We start from the raw sequence: 20744 nt of genomic DNA, 5'->3' as shown, positions 1-20744 counted from the left end.
ACATAATCCGGCTTTCTTATAATAGGTAGATGTAATTATTTGGGTTTTTATTGTACTGGCTTACCGTCTTTATCAATTTTAACTGAACCAGTTTCTGCTTCTTTTTTAACATTGATTAAGTAATATTCTTTGGTACCTTCTTTTACTGACCAGGCTTCAGTAGCGGTCCATCCTTTGTATGCATCAGATTTTAATGCTGTTGTAACTGGAGCCGGAAGCTCTTCCAATTTAACAGGAGTTTTTACTGCGCTATCTTGAACTGCAATAATTGCAGCATTTTTGATTGTATTTACTTCACTTGCCTGTACTGCCGAGAATCCTGCAAAAGCTAAGAACGCAGCTGATAAAATTAATTTTTTCATGGTATGTCTTTTAGTTTAATGCGCAGCCCGAAGGCCGCGCTTATATTAATTAATGCCTCTACGGCGTATTTATTTGAAATTATTGAACAGGTTTACCGTCTTTATCAATTTTAACAGAACCAGTTTCTGTTTCTTTTTTAACATTGATTAAGTAATATGCTTTAGTACCTTCTTTAACAGAGAAAGCTTCTGTAGCTGTCCAACCTTTGTATGCATCCGATTTTAATGCGGTTGTTACTGGTTCTGGTAATTCTTCCAATTTAACTGGAGTTTTTACGGCACTGTCTTGAACTGCAACAATTGCAGCGGTTTTAATTGTATTTACTTCACTTGCTTGTACTGCTGTGAATCCTGCGAATGCTAAAGTAGCGGCTAAAATGATCTTTTTCATGATATCTGTTTTTAAATATGGTTTGTAACTCTTGTTACGTTAAATACTTGTTAATAATGAAGCGTTAAGCGATTTTTACTTATTGAACCGGTTTACCGTCTTTGTCGATTTTAACTGAACCGGTTTCAGCTTCTTTTTTAACGTTGATTAAATAATACTCTTTGGCACCTTCTTTTACTGACCAAGCTTCGGTAGCGGTCCATCCTTTATACGCATCAGATTTTAATGCTGTTGTAACTGGAGCAGGAAGCTCTTCCAATTTAACTGGAGTTTTCACTGCACTGTCTTGAACTGCAACAATTGCTGTAGTTTTAAAATCTTTTACTTCACTTGCTTTTACTGTTGAGAATCCTGCTAATGCTAATACTGTAGCTGCTAAAACGAACTTTTTCATAGTATATATTTAAAAATTTAATTTGTGTAACAATACTTGCTAATGTTTCACAATAATGCCAAACCGTTAAATTTGTTTAAACATCTGTTTTTTAGGTGTTTATGTGTGTGCCAGAATTTTAGAATTGTAGAGCTTCTCCACACTTTGTGGTGAATGACTACAAGTTTTGCCGTTATTTTTCATGGTTGGAATGCTGATTGCTTGTAGAGCGTTCTTGTGCCGTCTGATGTTGCCATCTGACAGCATACTTAATATTTTCAAAAAAGAAAATCTATTTTGTAAAAAAGAAGATTTTTTTCTATCATTGCAGCCCGATTAAAAGCCTCCTTAGCTCAGCTGGTAGAGCAACTGACTTGTAATCAGTAGGTCATTGGTTCGATTCCGATAGGAGGCTCTTTTTCTTTCCCATTTTTCTAATTTCTTTAGAGAAGTAATTCTAGAAATCATTTTACCATCAAAATAAGCCAGGTATAGAAAATATTTTTATTTGATCCGGTTATTCCGCTAATTTGCGATATGTTAAAATACTTTTCAGCAAATTGGATCTTTCCTGTTTCATCTCCACCAATTAAAAATGGGGTGGTAGCTGTAAATCCAGATGGCAAAATTGAAGAAGTGTTAACCAAAGAAGAGGCTGGGCATCTTGATTTGGATATCATAGTGTATAAAGGCGCAATCGTTCCTGGCTTTATCAATACCCATTGCCATTTAGAACTATCACATCTACTAGGCAAAATTCCCAAGCAAACGGGTTTGGTAGAATTTGTGCAGCACATAATTAAAAGCAGACAGGGCGATATAGACGAGATTAAAGCGGCGATGTACGCTGCCGATAAGAAAATGTTTGAAAATGGTATTGTAGCTGTAGGTGATATTTCCAATCAGATTTCTTCAAAGGAAGTAAAAGAAAAAAGCAAAATCCGTTATCACACTTTTATAGAAGCAATGGGCTTTAACCCTGAACGTGCAGGTACCATAATGGATTATGTTAAGGGGATTAAGCAGGATTTTGAACCGCTTCCGGCATCCATAGTTCCGCACGCACCTTATTCGGTATCTCCTCAATTATTCGAATTAATAAGGGATGAAGCCCAAAAAGCCGATACCTTTATTAGTGTTCACAATCAGGAAACAGAAGATGAAAATGCTTTCTTCGAAAATAAAACAGGTGGATTTTTAGATCTATATCAATTCTTAGGACTGGATATTTCTTTCTTTGTCCCTACAAAAAAAACATCTTTACAAACTTGGCTGCTACATATTAAGGAGCAAAAAACTTTGTTGGTGCACAACACGGTTTCGAGTAAAGCTGATATTGCTTTTGCAAAAGAACACAACAATAATTTATATTGGTGCCTTTGCCCGCAGGCCAATTTATATATCGAAAATACTTTACCTGATGTAGATCTGTTAATTGATGAAAACGTAAAGATTACCTTGGGGACAGATAGTTTGGCTAGCAATCATCAACTTAATATTCTATCAGAAATGCTCACCTTGCAGAAGCATAAGCAGGTTGCTTTTGAAAAACTTTTGACCTGGGCAACTGTAAACGGAGCCGAATTTTTAGCACTCGACAAGCAGTTAGGAACAATAGAAGTGGGTAAAACGCCAGGATTGAATTTAATCCAATTGTCGGCTGATTTTAAAATTGAAAGCGACAAAGTGCAGCGGCTGATTTAAAGAAAGTATTATTTTTAATAATCTTAAAAATCGCTTGTTTTAAAGTTCATGCTGATCTCGTCAGAAGCTTTAATGTCGATTAGTCCATTAAACATTAAAAATTAACATTTTTAATGTTTAAGGATATGATTTCAATTATTTTAATGCGATTTTGCTTATTTGCCTTAAAAATATAATTTTTTAATGTTAAAAAATTATATTTGAACATGGCAATTATAATAAACCCGGATCGTACAAAACCATGGAATGCACTTCCTGAGCTTCCTATTGATCCAAATATCTATCTTGACGTTGATATTCTGTTACAACTCGGTGATAGCAAAGCAGCCTTGGCACGCCTGCAAGGTAGAAGTATTGCTATTCCAAATCAAGGGCTGCTTATTAATTCAATAAGTTTGCAAGAGGCCAAAGCGTCAAGCGCAATTGAAAATATTTTCACTACTGATGATGAACTCTACAAGGCGTATAGTGAAGAAAATGTTAGTCAGGTAAATGGTCCCGCTAAAGAAATTCTGCATTATAGAGAAGCTTTATGGAAAGGCCATCAATACCTTCAGGAACATAAGGCTCTAGATATAGAATATTTTGTGAAAATGTACCGTATTGTTAGTCAATTCAATGATGGTATTCGCCCTCCAGTGGCTCAGATTGTAATTAAAGAAGGTGGAAGCGGACCTAACGCAGGGAAAGTATTTTATACTCCACCAAGAGGTGCAGGAATAATTGAAACCAAAATGGATAATTTAATTAAATTTCTTAACGATGAGGTTAATTATCCCTTGGATCCATTGCTTAAGATGGCTATAGCACATTATCAGTTCGAGGCTATACATCCGTTTCGTGACGGTAATGGTAGAACTGGAAGAATTTTTAATATAAATTATTTAACAAAAAAAGGGCTGCTCGACTATCCGATACTTTTTCTGAGTAAATATATTATGCAAAATAAAGAAGAATATTATGCAGGCCTTGCCGGTATTACTCAGCGGGGAAATTGGAAAAACTGGTTACTTTATATGCTTAAAGCAGTCGAAGTAACTGCAAATATAACCTTTGATAAGATCAATGATATTATAACAGCTAAGGAAGCAATTACAGATGCGGTTTTGGTTAATACAGACATTCAGCGACCGGATTCATTGATAAGTTCAATATTTACTCAGCCCTTTACCCGGGTTCAACATTTAGTTAAAACAGGAACTTACGCAGAAAATACAGCGAGAAAATATTTGGATCAGCTAACAGAGATGGGCATTCTTGAAAAAAGAAGTATAGGCAAAGGACACTATTTTCTTAATTTAGAATTATATAGAATTCTTTCAGAATAAAGTTATATTTCAATAATTTGTCAGCCGTTTTGTATAGTAAATTTTCCTCATGAATCCCATCTGTAAACTATTCAATATTAAATACCCTATTATACAGGCCGGAATGGTTTGGTGCAGTGGCTGGAGATTGGCCTCAGCGGTTTCTAATGCAGGGGGGCTCGGTATTATTGGAGCAGGTTCGATGTATCCTGACGTTTTAAGGGCGCACATTCAAAAATGCAAATTAGCAACCCAACTGCCATTTGGCGTTAACATTCCTTTGCTCTATCCTAATATTCAAGAAATTATAGATGTAGTAGTTGAAGAGAAAGTAAAAATTGTATTTTCTTCTGCTGGTAATCCTGCAACATGGACCAGTTTTTTAAAAGAAAAGGGCATTACTGTTGTTCATGTAATTGCGAATACAAAATTTGCCATAAAAGCTCAGGATGCGGGTGTTGATGCCATTGTTGCCGAAGGCTTTGAGGCGGGTGGGCATAATGGGAGAGAAGAAACCACCACCATGTGTTTAATTCCAATGATAAAAAAGGTTGTTAAAATTCCGGTCATCGCTGCCGGTGGTATCGGGAGTGGTAAGGCGATGCTTGCTGCATTTGCCTTGGGTGCTGATGCAGTTCAAATCGGTTCGGCTTTTGCTGTGGCCGAAGAATCGTCTGCTCATCAGGCATTTAAACATAAAATTATTGCGGCTACTGAGGGCGATACTAAGTTAGCCATGAAAAAACTGGTTCCGGTGAGGTTACTGAAGAATGAATTTGCTGATGCTATTGCCAATGCTGAAGCTGAAGGAGCAAGCCAGAACGAGCTGGCAACACTTTTAGGACATGCCCGGGCGAAACTGGGGATGTTTGAAGGTGATATAGAAAAAGGCGAACTCGAAATCGGTCAGGTTTCGGCAATGCTGAATGAAATTAAACCTGCAAGGGCTATACTCGAAGAAATATGGCAGGAATTTAAAGTAGAAATTACCCGCCTTACACAAGTACAAAACGAATTGGATAGCTAAATCAACATATTCTTTGCAATTTAGCGGCTTATCACATCTTTTCCAGCCGAAATAATTTTACAAAGTCAAATGCCCTTATACGAAATTATTATAAGGGGCATTTTGCTTTGGTTTATCACCTAATGGTTAACCATTTTCATTGCAGCCTCGCTATACCGCTCGCCTATTACTGGATATTGCTTAATCAGTCCATTAATCTCTGTAAGATCGGTGCCAGTTAATTCAACTTCAATCGCACCAACATTCTCTTCCAGGTATTTTCTTTTCTTGGTTCCAGGAATAGGAATGGTGTCATCACCTTGTGCCAAAACCCAAGCTAATGCAAGTTGTGCAGCTGTGCAGCTTTTGGACGCTGCAAATGCGGCAAATTCCGTTATTAATTTATTGTTGTTTGCTACATTTTCTTGTTGGTAACGTGGCAAAGTTCTTCTAAAATCGTCATCAGCTAGAATATTTACATCAAGCGTATTGGTAACCAGGCCCCTTGCCAATGGAGAGTAGGGTACAAGCGAAATGCCAAGTTCGCGGGTTGTTTGCAATATGCCATTTTCAACATCCCTGCTCAACAGCGAATATTCACTTTGCAGTGCCGCAATTGGGTGCACGGCATGGGCCTTTCTGATGGAAGCGGCAGAAGCCTCGCTTAGTCCAAGATAGCGCACCTTGCCTTCTTTTACCAGATCGGCCATGGCACCAACGGTTTCTTCAATAGGCACATTAGGGTCTACCCTATGAGCATAGTAAAGGTCAATGGTGTCAATTTTCAGACGTTTCAGGCTCTGTTCAACTGCAATTTTTATCCAGGCCGGAGAGCCATCAAAATATGTTCCTACAGCGCTACTAGGTCCGGCTATGCCATCCTTAAAACGGAAACCAAATTTTGTTGCGATAAATACCTTGTTGCGGTTGGGTACCAGTATTTTGGAGATCAATTCTTCATTGGCACCATTGGCATACATATCAGCCGTATCCCAGAAGTTGATGCCAAGGTCGAGGGCTTTCTCCAAAGTTGCCAAACTTTCTTTATCATTTGTAGGACCATACGCAAAGCTCATGCCCATGCAGCCAAGGCCAAGTGCAGATAGTTGTTCGTCTGTTTTTCCAAGTTTTCTGTATTTCATAGTTGTTATATTTTGTTTTCTCAAATGTAGATATTGAAATAAAACCACCACTTATAACCATCAAACAGATCCTTATAATAATCAAACAGCCTGCCGCGAACGGGTGGGGGCCAAACCGGTATGTTTTTTAAAGAACAAAGTGAAATAAGAAGGATATTCAAAACCGAGGCTGTAGGCAATATCGGCTATGTTCCAATCAGTATGCTGTAATAAAGCTTTAGCTTCTTTAATAATCCGGGCAGCAATATGGGCACTTGTGGTTTTTCCGGTCACCTCTTTTACTGAGCGGTTGAGGTGATTGATGTGTACAGAGAGGGCAGTGGCATAATCAGTTGGATTTTTCAACTTGAGTACAGATGCTGGCGAATCAATGGGGAATTGCCTTTCTAATAGTTCAAGAAACAGATCAGACACTCTTGAGGAGGCATTGGCATAGTTATGAAAATTCGTAGCCGGATTATTTTTCATCGCTTCATGTATCAACAGGTGGAGAAAGCTACGCAGAACATCGTATTTATATGGATAAATAGAGCACATTTCTGCCTGCATTTTTTTAAATATGGTCGAAATTTCGGTCAATTGTGCCTCATCAGGAAAAAATATAGGGTTACAGCCAATCTTGAACAAAGGTGAGTCGCGCAGGTAATAAACCCGCTCGCTATGTTGAATGAATTCTTCTGTAAAAAGGCAATACCAGCCCGACTGTTCTTCTGATTCTGCCTCCCATGAGTAAGGTACAATGGGGTTAGAGAACAGTAGTGCCGGCCGGTCGATCTGTATCCATTTATCTGCGTAATAGATCTTACCGCTGCCTATAATTAGTGACACCTTATAAAAATCCCGACGGCTATAAGGGCTCAGCACTGCGCAGCTCTCCCTAGAGAATACATTGATATGCCCGATGCCCGCATTATTTAACGGAACCTCTGTTGGCGCATGGCTGGGAAGCCTGCCATAAAAATCGCTTACGCTTTCAACTTGCATCTATTACAAATTTATAAAAATCAAATAAATCTACTGAAGATCTTAATTTTTTCTTAGACGGGGAATAATTCCTGGATTGCGTTTTAAATGTACGCTGTTAAGGTACATTTATTTTAAAAGGCATAGAAATCCGAGGGTAAATTTTTGACTGAAAAGATTTAAAACATGCTCAACCAAAAATCTTTTAATGTAATTGGGACGTGTCATCAATAATATCGCAAAACGCGTGAGATAAAATTATTTTTCCAGGCGATTTTGTTTCCCCTCCAAATTAACGGTATTGGACTTTTTCGAGTAAGGAAACGGTGTGTGAGAGGTTTTGGATAATTTTATCTTTAAGTTCGATGGTTTTGTTTTTCTCACTTAGCAGGCTTTTTAGTCTTTTAATCTCTTCTGCAGATGCCTGTGTTTCCTTTTGAGTGAGTTCGGAGAATAGCTTACCCTTTTCGTAATAGCTGAAAAAATTGAAACCCAGTATTTCACTCACAGTAGCAAGTAAGGAAACATCGAGGGTGGAACTATTGATGATTTCCTGCGCCTTGGTTTTGCTAATGGCCATTTTTTCTGCGAATGTGGAAACAGAAATTTCTTTGGTCTTCATTTCTTTCCAGATCATCAATCCTATATGTACACTCATTATCGTCTCCGTTTTAAAATTCAAATTACCTAAATGTTAGCCTATTCAGGAAAAAATATTGTTAATGATAACCAGTCTAATTATAACTTTCGACTTGGTGGGTAATTCTCCCGTTTTTGCGAATATTTTGATGGTAAAGGACGAAACTAGTCTGCAAAATAACATAACCTGCAACTACGTTAAATCAACTCGATACCGTTGTTAAAAGGTATTAAAGAATTATGATAATTCATTTACCTTTGCAGCTTTAAACATTTCAACTTTAGGGCAATAAATGAAACATCTCAATATAACAGTAACGGGAAAAGTGCAGGGCGTTGGTTTTAGGGAAACTACTAAAATTATTGCCAACCAAATGATGGTAAATGGTTTTGTGAGGAACGAAAAAGACGGCTCAGTATATATCGAAGCAGAGGGTGAAGCCATTTTTCTGGAAGAATTTGTAAACTGGTGCCACGAAGGCCCCGATCGTTCGCGTGTAGAAAATGTTGTGGTAAGTGAAGCCGAAGTAAAAAACTATCGTAATTTTGAAATTTTAAGAAAATAAATTGCTGAATTGTTGGATTGCTATATTGTTCCGTTAAGGAGCCTATCTCAATACGCAGTACTCAAATCTCAATATAAATGTCTGTATATAAAAAATTCGCTGGACAAACGCTAATTTACGGTTTAAGTACCATCTTTTCGCGTTTATTCAATTTCATCTTAACCCCAATTTACACAAGAGTTTATCCAACAAGTGTGTATGGGATATTTACCAAGATGTTTAGTTACGCCTCAACCATCAACCCAATTTTGGCGTTTGGAATGGAAACCACATTTTTCCGTTATCTAAATAAACACGAGGATAAAAAACAGGAAGTGTACAATAATAGTTTTTTGGTTATAGCTTTTATTTCCATGCTTTTCCTGATAACTGGATTGGTTTTTTCAGATTATTTAGCCAGGTTTACCTTAAATGGAAGTATTTCTGAACTAGCTAACCAGAAATTATATGTACAATACTTTGTATGGATTTTATTTGTTGATGCAATTAGCGTAATTCCTTTTGCTAAACTTAGGGCTGATGGGAAACCGTTTCGTTATAGCCTGATTAAGTTCTTAAATATTGGCATCTTTGTAGGCTTTAACCTCCTATTTATCTTTGTTATTCCGTGGTTAATTAAAAATGATGGTTTTCTAAGTCACTGGCTAGCCTCCTGGTATAAAAGCAAATGGGTTGGTTATGTTTTTGTTTCCAACTTAATTGCAAGTATCATTACGTTTGTAATGTTATTTCCACAGTTTTTAGAAATCCAGTTTAAGTTTAATAAAGCGTTATTTAACAAAATGTTTGGTTACAGCTGGCCTGTGCTTGTGGCTAATCTATCGTTTATCATTAACGAAACACTTGACAAAATTTTATTGAGTAAATATTTGCCAACTAATATTGCTGATCACGATATTGGTATATATGGTGCCGTGAGTAAACTGGCCATTTTTATTAGTATTTTTAATACTGCATTTAGGTTAGGTGCAGAACCTTTCTTTTTTAGTCATGCTAAAAATGCCAATGCCAAGCAAACCTATGCCACCATTTTATATTATTTTGTATTGGCATTATCTGTACTCTTCGTTGGCTTAACTGCAAATATTGAGCTTATAAAACATTTTATTTCACCACCTTACTGGGTAGGCCTTGGTGCTGTGCCATACTTATTGTTTGGCTATGTTTGTCTTGGTATTTATATGAATTTATCGGTTTGGTACCGTTTATCAGATCAAACTCGCTTCGGTTTATATATATCTTCCGTTGGAGCTATTTTTACTATTATAATGAATATCATTTTAATACCAAAATACAGTTATATTGGCTCGGCTTGGGTATCAATGTTTGCCTACCTTATTATTATGGTTATTTCTTACGTGCTGGGGCAAAAACACTATCCCATTCCTTACAATTTGAAACGTATGGTTGCCTATTTGTTAGTTTCTGTATTTTTAGTCTATCTTTCTTTTTGGATATTTGAACGCAATATTTATATCGGAAATGGCATTTTAGTGCTATTCCTCATGGGAATTTTCTATTTTGAGAAAAATAACATAGTAAAAATGTTAAAAAAATAGCCTCATTTTCTCCAATCTCACATCACACAAGAAATGGAAATAAAAATTATCAATACATCCAAACATCCGCTTCCACAATATGAAACTTTGCATGCAGCTGGTATGGATCTGAGAGCATCACTAACTGAAGAAGTAGTATTGAAACCTTTGCAAAGATTATTGGTGCCAACAGGCTTATTTATTGAATTGCCGGTTGGTTTTGAAGCACAGATCAGACCGAGAAGCGGATTGGCCTATAAGCATGGTATTAGCATTGTAAATGCACCTGGTACAATTGATGCCGATTACCGTGGTGAAATAAAAGTTTTATTGGTAAATTTATCAGATACAGATTTTAAAATCGTTGATGGTGATAGAATTGCACAAATGGTTGTTGCAAAACACGAAACCGTTAGCTGGCAACCTGTAGAGCAATTAGGGGAAACAGCGCGCGGGGCGGGTGGCTACGGGCATACAGGGAAATAGTTTGAAGTTGGCCATTTTCGGTTTGGAGTTAATTTTTGAATGATATGAAGTATAAAGTACATTTTCTTATCGGAGCTACTTTGGTGGGCTTCCAGGCTTTTGGGCAGGGAACGGTTACGCCAAGTACCAATCGCGATAGCAATATGGTGAAACAATTGTTTTTTGCGGGCTTACGGGAGAAAATGTCTGAAAATTATGTTGTTGCCTCTACCAATTTCAATAAAATTGTTGGCTTAGACCCGAATAACCATGCGGCCTACTTCGAGTTGGCCAATGCAAACCTACGTTTAGACAAGCTCCCCGAAGCTGAACAGAACATAAAACAGGCAATTAAATTAAACGCTGGCAATTTATGGTACTGGCGCTTACTTGGAGAGGTATATAAACGCACCAATAAAATGCCCGAGCTGATCGAGGTGTTTAACCAGCTGATCCGTCTGGATCCTGAAAACGATGCCTATTATTTTGATAAGGCCAATGCACAATTTTTGGATAATCAGTTAGATGCCGCAAAAAAGACCTATGATGAAATTCAGGGTAAATTTGGCGATTCCAGAGATCTGGTAAATGCCAGAAAGCGATTGCAATCTAACGGCAATGCCACTGAAAGTGATATTGTAAAATTATTGGAAGGCAATCAGGCCGATGTAAAGAACTATTTATATGCAGCAGGTTTACTTTTACAAAAGGGAAATGATCCGGAAGCATTAAAGGTATTAACCAAAGCACAGCAACTGGAACCGAATAGTTTTGAGGTAAACCTGGCTTTAGCAGATATTTACCGTAAGCAGAAAAATGATGAAGCTGCATTTTCTTCCTTAAAATTGGCCTTCGAAAGCAATGAAATGCCACTTGCAGAAAAGGTGAAGATTATTGCTGCACTTTTTCCGAAAATTAGCCAGCCCGTTGTTGCCAAAAATGTAACTGAGCTAAGTAAGTTAGTTGCAGAAAAAAATCCGTCTGAAGCAAAAGCATTGGCACTTTATGGCGATGTGCTTTATCAGCAGAACAATTTAAGAGAGGCATTGGTACAATATCAGGCTGCTTTGAAACTTAACGAACAGGTTTATGCAGTTTGGGAACAGGTCATTAATATCCAAACATTACTTGGGCACTACGAGGAAGCCATAAAGGTTGGCGATGAGGCTTTAAGTATTTATCCCAATCAGGCCAGTTTATATTACTATATGGCTTATGCCCTGTTTAAAACCGGTAAATACGAGCCTGCCCAAAACAATTTAAAAACCTCGTTACAATTGGATGTGGAGAATAAAAGCCTGCAGGCGCAAATTTATGCACTACAGGGCGATATCTACATCAACCAGAATAATTTTGCACCGGCTAAAACAGCTTTCGAAAAAGCCATTTCGATAGAGCCCGATAATTATCTCATCATGAATAATTATGCCTACTATTTGGCGTTAAGAAATGACGATTTAACAAAGGCAGCAAAATATGCAGAAACAGCGGCCAATGCAATGCCCAATAATCCCTCAATTGTAGATACCTATGCCTTTATCCTGTTTAAACAGCAAAAATACGATTTGGCGAAAACATGGATCGAAAAGGCTTTGCAAAACAATAGCAGCAAAAATGGTGTTTACTTGGAGCGATATGGCGATATACTTTTTATGAAAGGTGAAAAGGATGCTGCATTAGTCCAATGGCAAAAGGCAAAAGAGGCCGGAAACGGATCAGAAGTATTAATAAAAAAAATAAATGAAAAGAAGTATTTTAAATAGTGTATTCCTGTTAGGCACTGTAATTTTTGTTTCGGCATGTAAACCTAAAAAAGAAATTGTAGTGGCTCCTCCTGCCAAAACAGAAACCAAAACAGATAATTCGAAAGCAGAAGCCTTAGCCTTATTAAATAGCAAACAACTTAAATTTAATACACTTTCTCTAAAAGCAAAAGCAACTTTAGATATTGCCGGCGATGCAAATGATGTAACCATGAATTTCAAAATGAAAGACAAGGAAACCATTTGGGTAAGCGTTACGGCCTTAGGTGGAATGGCAGAGGTGGCAAGGGCTTTGATTACGCCTGATAGCATCAAGATCATGAACCGGATGAGAAGCGAATACCTAAAAAAACCGTTTAATTATATTTACAATTTCACCAACAAACAGGTTAACTTTAATACACTACAGGCAATTTTAACAGGCAATGCCATGGGCGAATTTTTAACACCTGAATCGGATGTTAAACAGGAAAATGGTGTTTGGGTTGTTTCTGGAAGCAAATCGGAGTTAGATTACAAACTGCTTTTTAACACACTTTTCAAAGTATCGGAAACCAATTTAAACGACGCTAAAAACGGCCAGGCTTTAAAAGTTACTTATACCGATTATCAAAAATTAAACGAATCTTTATTTCCTAGTGCATTGCAGATCAAAACGCTATCTAAAGCAAAAAAAATAAATATCGACCTTCAATTTGTGAAAATTGATGGCAATGTTCCAGTCGATTTTCCGTTTAACGTACCAAAGAGATTTACAATTGTAAAGTAAGCTTAAAAACTTGCTTATTGTATGCTATAAATGATTTGCCAAACGCATATACTGGCTGGTACAGTGGCTTTGGCAATCTTCACCGTATATGAAGATTGAGTGAAGACAGTTCTGTAATAAGCAATTATGACTTTAGCATCTCGATTTTAATATTTTTTACTGCAAAATTTTTATACTTTTGGCTTAATGAAGCTACAAAAACTCCTATTTATCCTTTTTTTAAGCGTGTTAACCTTTTCGGCGGTTGCACAAACTGAAAGCCAGCTCAGAAGGAAAAAAGAAGCTATACAACGCGAAATCGAACAGCTTCAAAAGAATTTGAATAAAACTGCCAGCGGTAAAAAGCTTACCATACAGCAGATTAACACCATAAATGCCCAGATTAGGTTGCGCCAGGATAAAATTGGTACAATCAACTCTGAAATAAAAAATCTGGATAAACAAATCTCTCAGAATACAAATACCGTACATACATTACAAGGTCAGTTAGGCGATCTTAAAAAAGAGTATGCCGGAATGATCCGCTTTGCCCAGCGCAACAGAAATTCCTACGATAAAATGATGTTCATTTTTGCGGCGAAAGATTTTAACCAGGCATATAAAAGGATAAAATATTTACAGCAGTTTAGTCAATACCGTAAAAAACAGGCTGGATACATTGAAAATACACAGCAGGACCTGAACGGAAAGATTAAAGTTCTGGATAAAACGCTGAGAGAAAAAAGTAATCTGTTGAAAGAACAGGAAAGGGAGCGTGAGCGTTTAGGAAAGGATAAAAGTGAACAATCGGTAGTGCTAAATAAACTGAGCAAGGACGAAAAACAGTTTAAACAGGATATTACCAGCCGTAAAAAACAACAGGCGCAGATAGACAGGGCCATTAGTGCTGCAATTCAGCGGGCCATTGAAGAGGCGAGAAGAAAGGCTGCCGAAGAGGCCAGAAGGAAAGCAGCTGAAGAGGCAAGGATAGCGGCAGCAAAAGCCAGGGCCGAAAATAAACCTGTACCAACAGCTCCTGCAACACCGACTGCCAAAGCAAAATCGACTGGAGAATTGCTTACTGCTACACCAGAGGCCGCCAGACTATCTGCAGGCTTTGAAAATAACAGAGGAAGGTTACCTTGGCCTGTAGCAACAGGAACAATAACTGAAAGATTTGGTTTGCATAAGTTAGACCAGGCAAGTTATACGAACGATGGAGTGGATATCACTACAACTGATGGGGCAACTGTTAGAAGTATATTTGCGGGTAAGGTTGTTATGGTGCAAAACATTATGGGTAGAACTGCCGTAGTAATTAACCATGGTGAATACTTTACAGTGTACCAGAACTTAAGATCAGTTAGTGTGAGTGTAGGTAATTTAGTTGAAACCAAACAGGCTATTGGGATTGTGGCAAATACTGGTGACGACGCCATTTTAAAATTCCAGATTAGAAGAGGCCAGGGAACTTTAAATCCTGAAGCTTGGATTAGTAAATAAACTTAAGACAAGTTAAAATGTCTATATTTGTATAAATTATATTAGTGATGTATCAAGGCACGTTATTAGAGTTTTTAAACATGGGTGGATCGGAGATCGTGCTCATTTTAGTAGTGGTTCTATTGTTGTTCGGAGGTAAAAAATTACCGGAACTTGCAAGAGGGCTAGGGAAGGGGATCAGAGAGTTCAAAGATGCCTCTGACGGTGTTAAGCGTGAAATCCATAGGAATATTAATGCAATGGATTTAGATAAAGAGGAAGCAGAAGAAACAGCGGTAAACCATAGCCAGCGCCATCATCCAACAGAAGAATCGCCTGTTGATGAAAAGGTAGCTGAAAGTGCTGCACATACTGAAACCAGTAAGCCTGCAGACGAAAAAATTATAACTGACAAAGAAAAAGTTTAAACAAAAAGTTATGTTAAATACAACAATAGCAGCAATGCTTGGAACACCAGAAATTATCATTATTGCGGTAGTGGTATTGTTATTATTTGGTGGTAAAAAAATTCCTGAACTGATGAGAGGTTTAGGTAAAGGTGTTAAAGAATTTAAAGATGGTAAAGATGGTGTTGATGGCGATCAGGTAGATCCATCTAACCGCGATAAAACCGTTTAATTGCAATAATTTTTAGTTTTGAAGAAATATAGCTCTCTTAAGGAGATTCAAACACTCATTTCGCAAAAGCAATTAACTTTACCCGATTTATTAGCTTATTATTTTAAGCAAATTGAAAATAATGAACACCTCAATGCATTTAATGAGGTGTTTTTTTTATCGGCCGAAGTTCAAGCGAAAGTGGTACAGCAAAAAATAGAAGAAGGTACTGCAGGTAAGCTTGCAGGTATGGTAATTGGTATTAAAGATAATATCTGTTATGAAGGGCATATCGTTACGGCATCATCAAAAATGCTCGAAGGCTTTGTATCTCCATATTCTTCTACAGTTGTGCAACGTTTGTTACAGGAAGATGCCATTATTATTGGCCGTTTAAACTGTGACGAGTTTGCTATGGGCGGCTCTAATGAAACTTCATACTATGGGGTTGCTAAAAATGCAGCAAATCCTGACCTTGTTCCAGGTGGATCTTCGGGAGGCTCGGCTGTAGCCGTTCAGGCCGATATGTGTTTGTCGGCACTAGGTACAGATACCGGTGGATCTGTAAGACAGCCAGCTGCATTTTGCGGCCAGATTGGGCTTAAGCCTACTTATGGACGTATTTCAAGATATGGTGTTATTGCATATGCTTCCTCTTTCGATCAGGTTGGACCCATTACATCTTCAGTAGAAGATGCTGCCTTGCTTTTACAGGTTTTGGCCGGTGCAGATGACTATGATTCTACAGTTTCTCCTGTTACCGTACCCAATTATCCCGCTCATTTGGATGAACGTAAAAAACACAAAATAGCGGTATTAAAAGAAACTATTGAGAGCGAAGCCCTCGATCCCGAAATCAAATCTGCAATTTTAAAATCAATCGAGCAGCTCAAGGCTGATGGGCATACTGTTGAGTATGTTTCTTTTGACCTGTTAGATTATCTGGTTCCGGCGTATTATATCTTAACAACGGCAGAAGCTTCTTCAAACCTTTCGCGTTATGATGGCGTTCATTACGGACACCGCAACATGGAAGCGAAATCGCTAAATGAACTTTATAAATTATCCCGCGCCGAAGGTTTTGGCGAAGAAGTAAAACGCCGCATCCTTTTAGGCACTTTTGTTTTAAGTGCAGGATATTACGATGCTTATTATCAAAAAGCACAGCAAGTTCGCCGCTTGATCAGAGAAAAAATGGATGTGCTGTTTCAGAATTATGATTTAATTCTTTCTCCCGTAGCGCCTACAGCAGCTTTTAAAATTGGTGATAATGTTCAGGATGCCATTGTGATGTATATGGCCGATATTTTTACCGTATTGCCTTCTTTAAGCGGAAATCCGGCTATTGCTTTGCCAATAGGCAATAATGCAGCAGGTTTACCGTTAAGTATACAATTTACAGCCAAACATTTTGAGGAAGATAAGCTTTTGGCTTTTTCTCAGGCATTTTTATCATAGTTTTATCGTCATTGCGAGGTACGAAGCAATTTAATGCAAAAAGCGTTATAGTGAAGTATGGCAATGGCATTTCATTAGCTGTTTTCTAGGCATTGTCTAGAAGGTTCGCAGGTTCTTATTTTTCCTTGTTATGGAAAGAAAAAGAAATCTGTATAAAGGTTTGTGAGGATACAAACCACGGTTAATGAAAATTTGAACCAATAGCCCATGATTAAAAAAATACTTTTTGCTTCAATTTGTGCTAGTTTAGGATATATTTCTTCCTCTTCCGCGCAACAAACGCTTAAACTGGATAGTCTTCCGAAGATTCATAACAACATTTTTATCAATACCGATACAGTAGCTGTACCGGTTGTTTCTGAGAACCCATTAAGTATGGGGCAGAACTTTATCTACAAGCTCAGGCTAGATTCTATCGCTAAAACGGTACCCCTTCCATACAACGAATACGTTCAGCAGTATATCGATATTTATGCCAAGCGTAAAGATATGTTCGGTAAAATGATCGGCTTATCGAGCTATTACTTCCCAATTTTTGATAAGGCCTTAAAGGATTATAACATTCCGCAGGAAATAAAATATTTAACTATTGTCGAATCACAGATGAATCCGCATGCTATTTCGAGAGTGGGCGCAACAGGTATCTGGCAGTTTATGTTTGGCACTGGGAAGGCCTATGGATTAAAGATGGATAACTTTGTAGATGAACGCAAAGATCCGATCCAGGCCAGTTATGCTGCGGCAGCTTATTTTAGAGATGCTTTTGAAGAGCTTGGCGACTGGTTGTTGGCCATTGCAGCCTATAACTGCGGAAAGGGAAATGTGAACAGGGCTATTGATAAGGCAGGATCGAGGGATTTTTGGGTAATCAGGCAGTTTTTGCCCAAAGAAACCAGAAATTATGTGCCGGCATTTATTGCTGCTGTTTATGTGATGAACTATTCACACAAACATCAGATTACGGCGCAGGCTTCGAACATGTTCCTGAAAACCGACACTGTTCAAACTACCCGTTTTGTATCCTTAGCTACCCTGGCCAAAGCACTTAATATTGACGAACAGGCCATAATGGCCCTAAACCCATCTTATAAGAAAAAGATTGTAAACGGTACCGACGATGAGCCGAAGCGTATTATAATGCCCAAGTTAAGGGGTATCGATTATGCAGGTATTTACGATGTGTTAAACAACCAGGAAGTTGATGTGAACATGAAAGTGGTGGCTGCCAGTACTGATGATGTAAGAGATTTAAGAAAGAAAAAAACTAAAAGTGTAGCTACATCTGCTGTAGTTTATCATAAAGTTACCTCAGGGCAAAGTTTAACAACCGTTGCCGATAAATACGGTGTAGAAGTACAAGATTTAAGGGTTTGGAATGGTTTAAAAAGCAAAACCCTGGTGCCAGGGCAAAGATTAAAGATCTATGCCAAAACCCATGCACCATTAAGAGCACCATCATCGTTTTTAAGCTACAAAGTAAAAACAGGCGATACCTTGTCTGAAATTGCAGAGAAATTTGACGGTGCAACCGTTCAAAGTATCAGAAGAGACAATCACTTATCAAAAGCAGGTTTGCAGGTAGGGATGATCCTGAAAATAAGTAAGGGATAGTTTACGTCAGATCATCAGACTGAGCTTTTTGAATGCCTCTTTTACTCTAAAATAGCATTTTTACTTTAATAAGATACCTATGAAAGGCTTCTTTTGTGCTATGGTCATCTCGACAGTAGCGAAGAGATATGCGAATGAAGTTGAGTAGATTTCTCTCCCTATTTAACATAGGAACTGCGCTTCAGTCTCTTCTCATCTCATTTAACTTTTTTGAACGGCTTTTTATTTTAAGCCTCATAAAAAGAATTGTACCTTTGCGCCGTCACTAATAAGTTACTTAATGAGTAATACGAATAGAAAGCAAGATGCGTTGGATTACCACTCGCAAGGCCGTCCGGGAAAGATACAAGTAGTACCTACTAAACCAACAACATCGCAGAGGGATTTAACCCTGGCATACTCTCCAGGAGTTGCAGAGCCTTGTTTAAAGATAGCAAACAATACAGAGGATGTTTATAAATATACCGCTAAAGGTAATTTAGTCGCTGTAATCAGTAATGGAACAGCCGTTTTGGGGCTCGGTAACATCGGTCCTGAGGCAGGTAAACCGGTAATGGAAGGTAAAGGCCTTCTGTTTAAAATATTCTCCGACATCGATGTATTCGATCTCGAGCTGGATACCGAGAATGTGGATGATTTTGTGAAAATCGTTAAAGCTTTGGAGCCAACTTTCGGAGGGATCAATCTGGAAGATATTAAGGCCCCTGAGTGTTTCGAGATCGAACGCCGTTTAAAACAGGAGATGAATATCCCTGTAATGCACGATGATCAGCATGGAACAGCCATTATTTCTGGTGCAGCATTATTGAATGCCTGCGAAATCCAAAAAAAGAAAATAGATAAAATCCAGGTTGTGGTAAGCGGCGCGGGTGCTGCTGCAGTTTCCTGCTCTAAAATGTACCTGAGCTTAGGGGTTAAAAAAGAGAATTTGGTGATGTTCGATATCAATGGATTAATTGATATTCACCGTACCGATCTGGACGATATCCGCATGAGCTTTGCGACCACGAGAAAAGGCATTTCTAATATTGGAGAAGCAATGAAAGGGGCTGATGTTTTTATCGGACTTTCAGCAGCAAACGTCATTTCTCCTGATATGTTAATGGGGATGGCCAAAAATCCAATTGTTTTCGCAATGGCGAATCCAAACCCTGAAATTGCCTATGAGCTGGCCATAAAAACCCGTAAAGATCTGATCATGGCTACCGGCCGTTCTGATTATCCGAACCAGGTGAACAATGTACTGGGTTTCCCATATATTTTCCGTGGAGCGCTTGATGTTCGGGCCACCAGTATCAACGAAGCCATGAAAATAGCTGCGGTTAGGGCGATTGCCGAGCTGGCCAAAAAATCGGTTCCCGAAGCAGTTAACCTAGCCTACAATGCGCGTAACTTAAAATTTGGACGGGATTATATCATCCCTAAACCTGTTGATTTTAGGTTAATTACCGAAGTATCAACTGCCGTGGCAAAAGCTGCAATTGAAAGTGGCGTGGCCAGAAAAATCATTACCGATTGGGATGCCTACAATGAAGAATTAAGGAAACGTTTAGGGTTGGATGATGCCATCATGAGGGCGGTAACGACCAAAGCGAAAATGGAGCCTAAACGTGTGGTATTTGCAGAGGCTGATAATTATAAAATTTTAAAGGCTGCTCAGATTGTAAAAGATGAGAATATTGCCATTCCTATTCTTTTGGGAAATAAAGAGAAGATACAGGCCATTATTGATGAGCATGCGCTGGAGCTTGAGGGGGTAGAGATTATCGATCAGATGCAGAATCCTGAAAAAACCCAACAATATGCAGAAGCGCTTTTTAAGAAACGCCAGCGCAAGGGAGTTTCTTCGATGCGCGATGCTACAAAGCTATTGAGAGACCGTAACTATTATGGTGCTTCGATGGTTGAATTTGGCGAAGCTGATGCCATGATTTCGGGCTTGACCAAAAATTATGGTGCTACCATTAAACCTGCCCTGCAGGTAATCGGTGTAGAACCAGGCGTTAAGCGTGTTGCAGGTATGTACATGATGATGACGAAAAAAGGTCCTGTTTTCTTTGGCGATACGACTGTAAACGTAGATCCAACTGCAGAAGAGTTGGTAGATATCACACTGTTGATTGATAAATCTGTTAAACAGTTTAACATCAAACCGCGTATTGCCTTATTATCGTATTCAAACTTTGGCTCTAACGATGGGGTAACCCCAAATAAAGTAAGAGAAACGGTGAGGCTTCTTCATAAAAATCATCCGGAAATTGTAGTGGATGGAGAAATGCAAGGGAACTTTGCCATCAACAACGAACTGTTGCAAGATAATTTTCCATTTAGCACTTTGGCTGATGCCCCGGCGAACACTTTAGTGTTCCCAAATCTGGAGTCGGGAAATATTGCATACAAATTGTTACAAGAGCTTGGCGGTGCAGAAGCGGTTGGTCCGATCCTGTTAGGATTGAATAAACCTGTTCATATTGTTCAATTAGGCAGTTCTGTACGCGAAATCGTCAATATGGTTACCATTGCTGTTGTAGATGTGCAAGCAAAAGAAGAAATTGCAACATCAAAACGAAAAGGTATATTTGGGAAAACAACTAAAAAGTAGAATTAC

At 38.3% G+C, this 20744-nt stretch carries 20 protein-coding genes and 1 tRNA gene; 15 read left to right on the top strand and 6 right to left on the bottom strand.

Annotation, left to right across the window (positions count from 1 at the left end; translation table 11 throughout):
• Positions 1-47: 47 nt before the first annotated feature.
• The 3 genes from HDC90_RS18585 to HDC90_RS18575 form a co-directional block, all read right to left on the bottom strand.
• Positions 48-362 (bottom strand): hypothetical protein, encoded by a 315-nt coding sequence (locus tag HDC90_RS18585; RefSeq protein WP_184469051.1) that lies wholly within the window; start codon positions 360-362, stop codon positions 48-50.
• Between the two features lie 79 nt (positions 363-441).
• Entirely contained in the window at positions 442-753 is a 312-nt protein-coding gene (locus tag HDC90_RS18580) for a hypothetical protein (protein WP_184469049.1), read from the bottom strand.
• A gap of 79 nt (positions 754-832) precedes the next feature.
• Positions 833-1147: a hypothetical protein gene (locus HDC90_RS18575; protein ID WP_184469046.1), complete on the bottom strand. Its 315-nt coding sequence runs from the start codon at positions 1145-1147 to the stop codon at positions 833-835.
• Between the two features lie 321 nt (positions 1148-1468).
• On the opposite strand from HDC90_RS18575, the gene HDC90_RS18570 reads away from it, so the two are divergent.
• The 4 genes from HDC90_RS18570 to HDC90_RS18555 all read left to right on the top strand — a co-directional run bounded on the left by HDC90_RS18570 (position 1469) and on the right by HDC90_RS18555 (position 5164).
• Positions 1469-1541, top strand: a tRNA-Thr gene (locus HDC90_RS18570).
• A 122-nt stretch (positions 1542-1663) separates the two neighbouring features.
• A complete protein-coding gene (locus HDC90_RS18565) occupies positions 1664-2830 on the top strand; it encodes an amidohydrolase family protein (RefSeq protein WP_184469044.1) in 1167 nt (388 codons plus the stop codon).
• 206 nt (positions 2831-3036) lie between these two features.
• Positions 3037-4158, top strand: a complete 1122-nt coding sequence (locus HDC90_RS18560) for a Fic family protein (RefSeq protein ID WP_184469042.1) — start codon at positions 3037-3039, stop codon at positions 4156-4158.
• Positions 4159-4207: 49 nt separating this feature from the next.
• Positions 4208-5164: a nitronate monooxygenase family protein gene (locus tag HDC90_RS18555; protein ID WP_184469040.1), complete on the top strand. Its 957-nt coding sequence runs from the start codon at positions 4208-4210 to the stop codon at positions 5162-5164.
• Positions 5165-5283: 119 nt separating this feature from the next.
• Here the strand turns inward: HDC90_RS18555 and HDC90_RS18550 are convergent, their stop codons facing one another.
• From HDC90_RS18550 to HDC90_RS18540, 3 genes are all read right to left on the bottom strand, one after another.
• Complete coding sequence (locus HDC90_RS18550) at positions 5284-6285, bottom strand: aldo/keto reductase (RefSeq protein WP_184469038.1); 1002 nt, start codon at positions 6283-6285, stop codon at positions 5284-5286.
• 81 nt (positions 6286-6366) lie between these two features.
• Entirely contained in the window at positions 6367-7269 is a 903-nt protein-coding gene (locus tag HDC90_RS18545; protein ID WP_184469036.1) for an AraC family transcriptional regulator, read from the bottom strand.
• A 271-nt stretch (positions 7270-7540) separates the two neighbouring features.
• A complete protein-coding gene (locus tag HDC90_RS18540) occupies positions 7541-7906 on the bottom strand; it encodes a hypothetical protein (RefSeq protein WP_184469034.1) in 366 nt (121 codons plus the stop codon).
• A gap of 274 nt (positions 7907-8180) precedes the next feature.
• Here HDC90_RS18540 and HDC90_RS18535 point away from each other — a divergent pair, with 274 nt between their 5' ends.
• From HDC90_RS18535 to HDC90_RS18485, 11 genes are all read left to right on the top strand, one after another.
• The gene (locus HDC90_RS18535) at positions 8181-8453 is read left to right on the top strand and encodes an acylphosphatase (protein WP_184469032.1); all 273 of its coding nucleotides are present in this window, start codon (positions 8181-8183) and stop codon (positions 8451-8453) included.
• 77 nt (positions 8454-8530) lie between these two features.
• A complete protein-coding gene (locus HDC90_RS18530) occupies positions 8531-10012 on the top strand; it encodes a lipopolysaccharide biosynthesis protein (protein WP_184469030.1) in 1482 nt (493 codons plus the stop codon).
• 33 nt (positions 10013-10045) lie between these two features.
• Positions 10046-10477 (top strand): dUTP diphosphatase, encoded by a 432-nt coding sequence (gene dut, locus HDC90_RS18525; RefSeq protein WP_184469028.1) that lies wholly within the window; start codon positions 10046-10048, stop codon positions 10475-10477.
• A gap of 44 nt (positions 10478-10521) precedes the next feature.
• The gene (locus HDC90_RS18520; RefSeq protein ID WP_184469026.1) at positions 10522-12219 is read left to right on the top strand and encodes a tetratricopeptide repeat protein; all 1698 of its coding nucleotides are present in this window, start codon (positions 10522-10524) and stop codon (positions 12217-12219) included.
• A complete protein-coding gene (locus HDC90_RS18515) occupies positions 12197-12988 on the top strand; it encodes a DUF4292 domain-containing protein (protein ID WP_184469024.1) in 792 nt (263 codons plus the stop codon). Before HDC90_RS18520 ends, HDC90_RS18515 begins: the two co-directional genes overlap by 23 nt.
• A gap of 186 nt (positions 12989-13174) precedes the next feature.
• Positions 13175-14470: a murein hydrolase activator EnvC gene (locus tag HDC90_RS18510; RefSeq protein ID WP_184469023.1), complete on the top strand. Its 1296-nt coding sequence runs from the start codon at positions 13175-13177 to the stop codon at positions 14468-14470.
• A gap of 47 nt (positions 14471-14517) precedes the next feature.
• Positions 14518-14877 carry a twin-arginine translocase TatA/TatE family subunit gene (locus tag HDC90_RS25570; protein WP_255497746.1) on the top strand — a complete coding sequence of 120 codons (360 nt, stop codon included), beginning with the start codon at positions 14518-14520 and terminating at the stop codon, positions 14875-14877.
• A gap of 10 nt (positions 14878-14887) precedes the next feature.
• Positions 14888-15088, top strand: coding sequence for a twin-arginine translocase TatA/TatE family subunit (locus tag HDC90_RS18500; protein WP_029986031.1), 201 nt, complete (start codon positions 14888-14890; stop codon positions 15086-15088).
• Positions 15089-15106: 18 nt separating this feature from the next.
• Positions 15107-16525 (top strand): Asp-tRNA(Asn)/Glu-tRNA(Gln) amidotransferase subunit GatA, encoded by a 1419-nt coding sequence (gene gatA / locus HDC90_RS18495; protein WP_184469021.1) that lies wholly within the window; start codon positions 15107-15109, stop codon positions 16523-16525.
• Between the two features lie 207 nt (positions 16526-16732).
• The gene (locus HDC90_RS18490) at positions 16733-18136 is read left to right on the top strand and encodes a lytic transglycosylase domain-containing protein (protein WP_184469019.1); all 1404 of its coding nucleotides are present in this window, start codon (positions 16733-16735) and stop codon (positions 18134-18136) included.
• A gap of 280 nt (positions 18137-18416) precedes the next feature.
• Complete coding sequence (locus HDC90_RS18485) at positions 18417-20738, top strand: NADP-dependent malic enzyme (protein WP_184469017.1); 2322 nt, start codon at positions 18417-18419, stop codon at positions 20736-20738.
• The last annotated feature ends 6 nt before the right edge of the window (positions 20739-20744 follow it).

The sequence above is a fragment of the Pedobacter sp. AK013 genome (assembly GCF_014205835.1).
Taxonomy (GTDB): Bacteria; Bacteroidota; Bacteroidia; order Sphingobacteriales; family Sphingobacteriaceae; genus Pedobacter.
The sequence above is the reverse complement of the archived record's forward strand: the minus strand, read 5'-3'. Positions and strand labels throughout refer to the sequence as shown.

What these genes read in the sequence shown, in the direction of transcription:
- HDC90_RS18580 (WP_184469049.1), bottom strand. Translation starts at nt 753, where the DNA reads ATGAAAAAGATCATTTTAGCCGCTACTTTAGCATTCGCAGGATTCACA.
- HDC90_RS18545 (WP_184469036.1), bottom strand. Translation starts at nt 7,269, where the DNA reads ATGCAAGTTGAAAGCGTAAGCGATTTTTATGGCAGGCTTCCCAGCCAT.
- HDC90_RS18575 (WP_184469046.1), bottom strand. Translation starts at nt 1,147, where the DNA reads ATGAAAAAGTTCGTTTTAGCAGCTACAGTATTAGCATTAGCAGGATTC.
- HDC90_RS18520 (WP_184469026.1), top strand. Translation starts at nt 10,522, where the DNA reads ATGAAGTATAAAGTACATTTTCTTATCGGAGCTACTTTGGTGGGCTTC.
- HDC90_RS18550 (WP_184469038.1), bottom strand. Translation starts at nt 6,285, where the DNA reads ATGAAATACAGAAAACTTGGAAAAACAGACGAACAACTATCTGCACTT.
- HDC90_RS25570 (WP_255497746.1), top strand. Translation starts at nt 14,518, where the DNA reads ATGTATCAAGGCACGTTATTAGAGTTTTTAAACATGGGTGGATCGGAG.
- HDC90_RS18540 (WP_184469034.1), bottom strand. Translation starts at nt 7,906, where the DNA reads ATGAGTGTACATATAGGATTGATGATCTGGAAAGAAATGAAGACCAAA.
- HDC90_RS18585 (WP_184469051.1), bottom strand. Translation starts at nt 362, where the DNA reads ATGAAAAAATTAATTTTATCAGCTGCGTTCTTAGCTTTTGCAGGATTC.
- HDC90_RS18510 (WP_184469023.1), top strand. Translation starts at nt 13,175, where the DNA reads ATGAAGCTACAAAAACTCCTATTTATCCTTTTTTTAAGCGTGTTAACC.
- HDC90_RS18535 (WP_184469032.1), top strand. Translation starts at nt 8,181, where the DNA reads ATGAAACATCTCAATATAACAGTAACGGGAAAAGTGCAGGGCGTTGGT.
- HDC90_RS18560 (WP_184469042.1), top strand. Translation starts at nt 3,037, where the DNA reads ATGGCAATTATAATAAACCCGGATCGTACAAAACCATGGAATGCACTT.
- HDC90_RS18515 (WP_184469024.1), top strand. Translation starts at nt 12,197, where the DNA reads ATGAAAAGAAGTATTTTAAATAGTGTATTCCTGTTAGGCACTGTAATT.
- HDC90_RS18500 (WP_029986031.1), top strand. Translation starts at nt 14,888, where the DNA reads ATGTTAAATACAACAATAGCAGCAATGCTTGGAACACCAGAAATTATC.
- HDC90_RS18530 (WP_184469030.1), top strand. Translation starts at nt 8,531, where the DNA reads ATGTCTGTATATAAAAAATTCGCTGGACAAACGCTAATTTACGGTTTA.
- dut (WP_184469028.1), top strand. Translation starts at nt 10,046, where the DNA reads ATGGAAATAAAAATTATCAATACATCCAAACATCCGCTTCCACAATAT.
- HDC90_RS18485 (WP_184469017.1), top strand. Translation starts at nt 18,417, where the DNA reads ATGAGTAATACGAATAGAAAGCAAGATGCGTTGGATTACCACTCGCAA.
- HDC90_RS18490 (WP_184469019.1), top strand. Translation starts at nt 16,733, where the DNA reads ATGATTAAAAAAATACTTTTTGCTTCAATTTGTGCTAGTTTAGGATAT.
- HDC90_RS18555 (WP_184469040.1), top strand. Translation starts at nt 4,208, where the DNA reads ATGAATCCCATCTGTAAACTATTCAATATTAAATACCCTATTATACAG.
- HDC90_RS18565 (WP_184469044.1), top strand. Translation starts at nt 1,664, where the DNA reads ATGTTAAAATACTTTTCAGCAAATTGGATCTTTCCTGTTTCATCTCCA.